This is a genomic window from Microcystis sp. M090S1, from assembly GCF_020246295.1.
Lineage (GTDB): Bacteria > Cyanobacteriota > Cyanobacteriia > Cyanobacteriales > Microcystaceae > Microcystis > Microcystis aeruginosa.
Map to the genome: position 1 here is coordinate 23,845 of NZ_JADBTF010000207.1, position 6,231 is coordinate 30,075.

Genomic DNA, 6,231 nt, shown 5'->3' on the forward strand with positions numbered 1-6,231 from the left:
CCGAGGTAAAAATTATGGTTAACGTTATTCGCGGTTCTTCAGCTAAACCTGTATCTTCTCAAAGATTAGCTAAATATTTTGAGGAAAGAACAGATATAGAGGGAACATTGTATATCGGCTATCCTATTATTGGAACTCCCCAAGGAGGATATCAAATTGATGCTCTATTAGTCTCTCGTCAGCAAGGGGTTATTATTTTTAATATTGATGAGGGAAAAAATTATGATTTGGATATTGAAGGCACTCAAGACGAGAGCATAACCAAGTTAGAAGCAAAACTGCTGTCTTATAAAGAGCTTGTTCAAAAAAGAAAGCTAATAGTTAACATTTCTGTAGCCACCTATGCACCGATTTGGAATAATTATCCAGAAGCAATTAACCCAGAGGAATATCCTGTTCTTATTAAAGATAAAGATCTTGATGATTTTATCAAGAAATGTCAAGGCAATGATTCTGAATATTTCGAGAAAGTCAACTCAGTTATACAAGCTGTTACAACCATTAGAAAAAAAGACGCTCGCAGTTATGTTGTTAAACCAGATTCTAGGGGAGCAAAGTTAAAAAAATTAGAAGATTCTATCGCTAATCTTGATGAAACTCAAAATAAGGCTGTTTTAGAAACCACTAAAGGTGTACAAAGAATCAGAGGTTTAGCAGGTTCGGGAAAAACAATTGTCTTAGCGCTGAAAGTAGCTTATCTTCATGCAACTCATCCCGATTGGAATATTGCTGTTACCTTCTATACACGCTCGTTAAAGGATCAATACAAAGATTTAATTACTCGGTTTAGTTATGAGCATAAAAATTCCGAACCAGACTGGGAAAAAGTAAAAATTATTCATGCGTGGGGAAGTCCTAAGATAGAAGGAATTTATTATGAGCTATGTAAACGACATAATATTGAATATTTAGATTTTAGTCAAGCAGACAACCTAACATATTCGCATGAAGAACCTTTTGACTTTGCCTGTCAAAAAGCCTTCCGAGAGATTAAAAAATTTCATCAATATTATGATCTTATTTTAATTGATGAAGCTCAAGATTTTCCTCAAGACTTCTTAAGACTCTGCTATGAAATCTTGAAAGATGATAAACGTTTAGTTTATGCCTATGATGAGTTGCAAAGCTTAAATAGTAAAGTCATGCATTCTCCCGAAGTTATTTTTGGAAATGATAATCATGGTAATCCTAGAGTTAAATTGGAGAATTTACCCAGCGAACCCCAACAAGATGTGGTTTTAAATACTTGTTACAGAAATTCTCGTCCTATTCTGTCCTCTGCTCATGCTCTAGGTTTTGGAGTTTATTATCCACAGGGACTAATTCAAATGTTTGATAATCCTCAATTATGGCAAGATATTGGTTATGAGGTTGAAGAAGGAGAATTAAAATCAGGAGAATTTGTTAAACTGATTAGAACCTCCAAAACCAGTCCTAAATTCCTTGAAGAGCATTCTTCTATCGAAGATATTATCAACTTTAAATCTTTCGATAACAACCAGGAGCAATTTGAATGGCTAGTGGAACAAATTGCCAAGAATCTCAAGGAAGATGAATTAAGATGCCAAGATATTATGGTTATCCATCCAATACCTAAAACTGCTCGCAACGTTTTTGGAAAAGCTAGAGAAATGTTATTTACAAAAAATATTAATTCTCATTTAGCAGGTAGCACATCTTCTCCCGATGAGTTTTTTCAAGAAAACTCGATTGCTTTTACACAGATTTATCGTGCAAAAGGCAATGAAGCGGCAATGGTTTATTTCATTAACGCTCAAGAATGTTTATCTGGTTCACCATCAGAAATTGCTAGTAAACGCAATATTTTATTTACAGCGATGACTAGAAGTAAAGCTTGGTTAAGAGTTATTGGTTATGGAGCAAATATGCAAGCTTTAGAGACGGAATTTCAGGAAATTAAATCGAGAAATTTTGCTCTTGAGTTTACCTATCCAACCCCCGAAGAACTTCAACAAATGAAGAAGGTTTATCGAGATACTCTTAATACCAAGAGAGATAAAAATGACAGGGAAAAGCAAGCAATATTAGCTAAGGCTAAACGGGGTGAAATACGATTTTCAGCAGATGAAATAAAAATACTAGAAGAATCGTCTAGAAATGCTTAATGTTCAGAATATCTTTAAAGATGTTAACAATTTAACGGCTAAATTGATAGAAGTAGGATTATCAAGTCAGCAGAACTTTCCGACTTTGAATAAATTGAGTCAAAATATTTCTGAGATTAGCTATGCCAATAGTTCCGACTTATCCATTGCCCTAAAAAATGTTGCCTATCAAGATATTTATGATGAGCTTGATCGCGGGAAGAATTATAATATTAAAATGATTGATGGAGCCTTGATTCAATTACTTTATCGCTTCCAAGGATCGCAGTTATTATCCCATAGACTAGCTTTCTTCTCATCCCCTTATTTAGAATCTTTTCAAAATGAGCCAGAACTATATGAAGAAGACGAGATATTTGCCGATATTATCGCCAAAAATATTGTAGCTGTACCGATTAGATTTGATTACGATCCTGATAATTTTCAAGAGATTCATCACCCCAGATGTCATCTCACCCTAGGACAATTCAAAAACTGCCGAATTCCAGTGTCCTCCCCTTTAACACCCAGCATATTTATTGCTTTTATCCTTCGTAACTTTTACAATACAGCCTATCATCTATATTCCGAGCAGATCAATTTTAACAATCAGCGATTTCCAGAAACCATAACTGAAATAGAAACAAATATACTACATTTTGCCATTAAATCTCCCTCTCTATAGTCCCTATCGGATTTACCCTCATACAGTTCAGCAAAACCTCGAAATTTTTTCTTAAAAAAGCTTGACAAAAGCCCTCAACTTGACTTATACTTTCTAGTATAATGGGAATCCGTGCCTGCCTGCGAACAGCTATTTTTTTAAAGAAAAAAAGGAGTCAGGGAAAATAAAGACTCCTTAACTGAAGACAGTTTATTTGTGGAATTGGTGCAGTAGGTTGCGAAATTCTGGAAAACTAATCTGATGATCGCGACTTGTATCGGCCTGGTGTAACATAGCTTCGATTTCCTTGTCTGTCACCCCCGGTTCGATCGCCTGAAGACAAGCTTTTAACTCCTCAAGGCTAATTTGTCCAGAGCTATCACTATCGAATAGCTGGAATCTTTCCAATAAAATTCTTTCCTGTTGATCACGATCGCTGTCACTACTAAAAGATAGACGATCAAAGACCTGAAAAGCGCGGGCGATATTTTGCCATAATTGACGGGCCAGAGGACGATGGAGAATCGTTTCCTCCTCCTGACCGGTAACTCCGTACTCCCGACGCAAAGACTCGACAGTTTCCGTTTCCGAGGCCGGCAATTCCGTCAATAAATGCTTGATCGCCTCCCTGGAACTCTTACCGGTTAACACTTGCAGCAATTCTGACCCCACCCGGCGATCGGGGTCTTTTTTCCAAGTCACCAACAAACTTTCCAACAAAGCATCGCGGTAACTCTGCAAACGCAACCAATCCTCGCGACTATACTGCTTGTCCGGATCGAGAAGTTCGGCCGATTCCACACCCAACTCCGTTAGAATTGCCTGATGTTCGGCCTCGGTAATCGTCAACTCTAAGCGCATTTGTTCTAGGATTTCGAGGCTGTGGCCGAAGTCAGTATATCCCTCCTCCAAAGCCTCTTTTAACAAGGCTTTATAGGCTTTTAAACACTTCTGGTGGCTGAAATCCGGCAGTATCTTGGCCAATACATACACCTCATCCGCGTGCAAAGCTGACAGCGATCGCCCATCAAGATATTTAGCCGTATCGAGACCCAGTTTACCCAACTGTTTACGCAATCTTCCTGCGAGTCCTTCTCGTTGGTAACGGCCCGGCTCCCTTGTCCAAGTGCGATATAACCATAAACTACTCAAAACAGCCGGTAAAATATCAGCGAAATAATACCAAAATTTTGGCAAAAGATTAATAAAAGGACGACCAGCGAAAATAAAGAAGAAATTGAAAATCAGAAAAGTTCCGACAGTAAAGACGCGGTGACGGATAATTTCTGTAGTTAAAGGCGACTTTTTGCGAATTCTATCGACTTTGTAGGCATTTTCAACTTTTTTACCGAGAAAGTAACCCAAAAAAGTGCAGATTGCCAAAGTTAAGGGGACAGCTACCAGCTTCGGAATCGCAATTGCCTGACCAGCAAGATAAAAACCCGGTTGAAAGAGGGATTCTAGTTGATTTTCTTCGTGCGCCCAAGCTCCAGAGAAATAATAGTCCCAATTGCCAGCATAGAGATAATAATAGATAGCATAGCCAAAAACTAAGCCAAAATAACCGTAATAAAGCCATTGGCGATCTCTGTTAGTAATCCCATCCCAATAGGATCTTTCCGCATCGATATCGATACAGGGACTCTGACAGGCAACACAGGCACTTTGTTCGCTACCATCTTCCCGGACAATACGACACATAGATTGAGTAATCCCACCGCGACTGTCTTCGTGAGCGGTACTATTCAGTAAACCCCTCGGTTCACCGTAAATCCTTTCCACTGGACTCATGGGACAGAAATAGTTACACCAAGATTTGCCCCCATACCAATAACCCACAAAGATCGCCACTAGAATAGTAAAGATTAAAAAGCTACCCAAGACTAAGCGATCGGAATTATCAAAGAGAATCCGTCCGCATAAACCCAAAAATAACAGACTTAATTGTAGATAGAGATAATTCCGGGCTAAAAAAGAGTTTTTAGGCACTTTATAGATTTCATAGCGGACTTTCCCCGATTTATCGGTGTGTTTTTTCTGACGCTGTTTACCCAAAGCGCGCGGTATTTGAGAAAGAAAGGATAAAGGACAGATACGCCGCCAGAGTTCGTGACCGAATACTAATAAGATAAAAATGCTACTAGGAACCACTATTCCCCAAAAAATCGGCGCAGCTAACTGATAGGAGGATTGGGGTAAGCAAACCCCCTGGACTTTAATGCAGACATCGGGATCAACTCTCAGGGGACTAGAGAGATTATTAGGATCGGTTAATTGTGCCGAAATAGGGTCAAAAAACAGAGAAAATATCAGAATTAACCAAGCGATGGTAACAACCCATCGCAGATAGTGCATTGATCGTTCGGGAATTTGTGCAAACATAGGTCTAAGTAGTGACGGAGAAGAGACTTTTAAGGGAGATTAGGGCTTCAATCCTCGAATTATCAAGCTTTTACTTTAATAGCGGCGAAAAACTTGCCTTTTTGAGGGACTGCATTGCCTTTTTCTACCCCCGAGGAAATTCCCCTTCAGGCAGCAGGATGCGGCGTTGACAAATTAACAGTGATCCAGTATATGTGGGAAAATTGTCTTAAAATATTATCTACGCTGCTACTATCACTAGACTAGAACATTAAAGAGCGTATTGGCTTAATCCTTCTCAAAAGTTTAAATTCTATGGCTGAAAGCTTGAACCATAAATCCGAAAAACCCTCTCCTCCTCCCGTCCCCCAAGAAAACCCTTGGCTAGAAGCAGTTAAAACCATTGTCACGGCTGGAATTTTGGCTTTTGGCATCCGCACTTTTGTGGCCGAGGCCCGTTATATTCCCTCTTCTTCCATGGAACCCACTCTCCAGATTAACGATCGCCTAATTATCGAGAAAGTTAGCTATCATTTTCAGAAGCCAGAACGGGGTGATATAGTGGTTTTTAGTCCGACAGCCGCTCTGAAAGCTCAAAATTTTCATGATGCTTTTATTAAACGGGTGATTGGACTGCCGGGGGATAAGGTGCAAGTCAAAAACGGTCTAGTTTATGTCAACGGTAAAGTTTTAGCGGAAAACTATATCGCCGAAGAACCTAATTATACTTTCGGACCGGTGACAGTTCCCCCCGATCAATATTTGGTTTTGGGCGATAATCGCAATAATAGTTATGATTCCCACGCTTGGGGCTTCGTTCCCCGGGAAAACTTAATCGGTCGCGCCGTGGTGCGTTTTTGGCCCTTCAATCGTCTGGGAGGACTTGACAACCCCGACGCTGCCACAAATCAGAATTAATGTCAAGAAAATAAATAGGGTTTGCGGCAAAAAGTACGGGCGAAGCATTCGGATAGAAAATCTACGGTTTCACCGATAGGTTATTGCCCGAATGCTTCGCCCCTACAGGACGCGGGCCGATGAAGACGCAAGGTTTTGAACGACGATTCTCTCAAAATCTTGCACCTGTTTCGCGAGAAAAGC

At 39.8% G+C, this 6,231-nt stretch carries 4 protein-coding genes; 3 read left to right on the forward strand and 1 reads right to left on the reverse strand.

Annotation, left to right across the window (positions count from 1 at the left end; all coding sequences use genetic code 11):
* Positions 1–14: 14 nt before the first annotated feature.
* Together IM477_RS09455 and IM477_RS09460 are read left to right on the forward strand one after the other, a co-directional pair.
* The gene (locus IM477_RS09455) at positions 15–2,126 is read left to right on the forward strand and encodes a DEAD/DEAH box helicase (protein ID WP_287731499.1); all 2,112 of its coding nucleotides are present in this window, start codon (positions 15–17) and stop codon (positions 2,124–2,126) included.
* Positions 2,119–2,790, forward strand: coding sequence for a DUF2290 domain-containing protein (locus tag IM477_RS09460; protein WP_287731500.1), 672 nt, complete (start codon positions 2,119–2,121; stop codon positions 2,788–2,790). The genes IM477_RS09455 and IM477_RS09460 overlap by 8 nt, the downstream gene beginning before the upstream one ends.
* Positions 2,791–2,979: 189 nt before the next feature.
* Here the strand turns inward: IM477_RS09460 and IM477_RS09465 are convergent, their stop codons facing one another.
* Positions 2,980–5,151 (reverse strand): EF-hand domain-containing protein, encoded by a 2,172-nt coding sequence (locus IM477_RS09465; RefSeq protein WP_287731502.1) that lies wholly within the window; start codon positions 5,149–5,151, stop codon positions 2,980–2,982.
* A 294-nt stretch (positions 5,152–5,445) separates the two neighbouring features.
* On the opposite strand from IM477_RS09465, the gene lepB reads away from it, so the two are divergent.
* Positions 5,446–6,048, forward strand: a complete 603-nt coding sequence (gene lepB / locus IM477_RS09470) for a signal peptidase I (protein ID WP_287731504.1) — start codon at positions 5,446–5,448, stop codon at positions 6,046–6,048.
* Positions 6,049–6,231 lie beyond the last annotated feature (183 nt).

What these genes read in the sequence shown, in the direction of transcription:
- IM477_RS09455 (WP_287731499.1), top strand. Translation starts at nt 15, where the DNA reads ATGGTTAACGTTATTCGCGGTTCTTCAGCTAAACCTGTATCTTCTCAA.
- IM477_RS09460 (WP_287731500.1), top strand. Translation starts at nt 2,119, where the DNA reads ATGCTTAATGTTCAGAATATCTTTAAAGATGTTAACAATTTAACGGCT.
- IM477_RS09465 (WP_287731502.1), bottom strand. Translation starts at nt 5,151, where the DNA reads ATGTTTGCACAAATTCCCGAACGATCAATGCACTATCTGCGATGGGTT.
- lepB (WP_287731504.1), top strand. Translation starts at nt 5,446, where the DNA reads ATGGCTGAAAGCTTGAACCATAAATCCGAAAAACCCTCTCCTCCTCCC.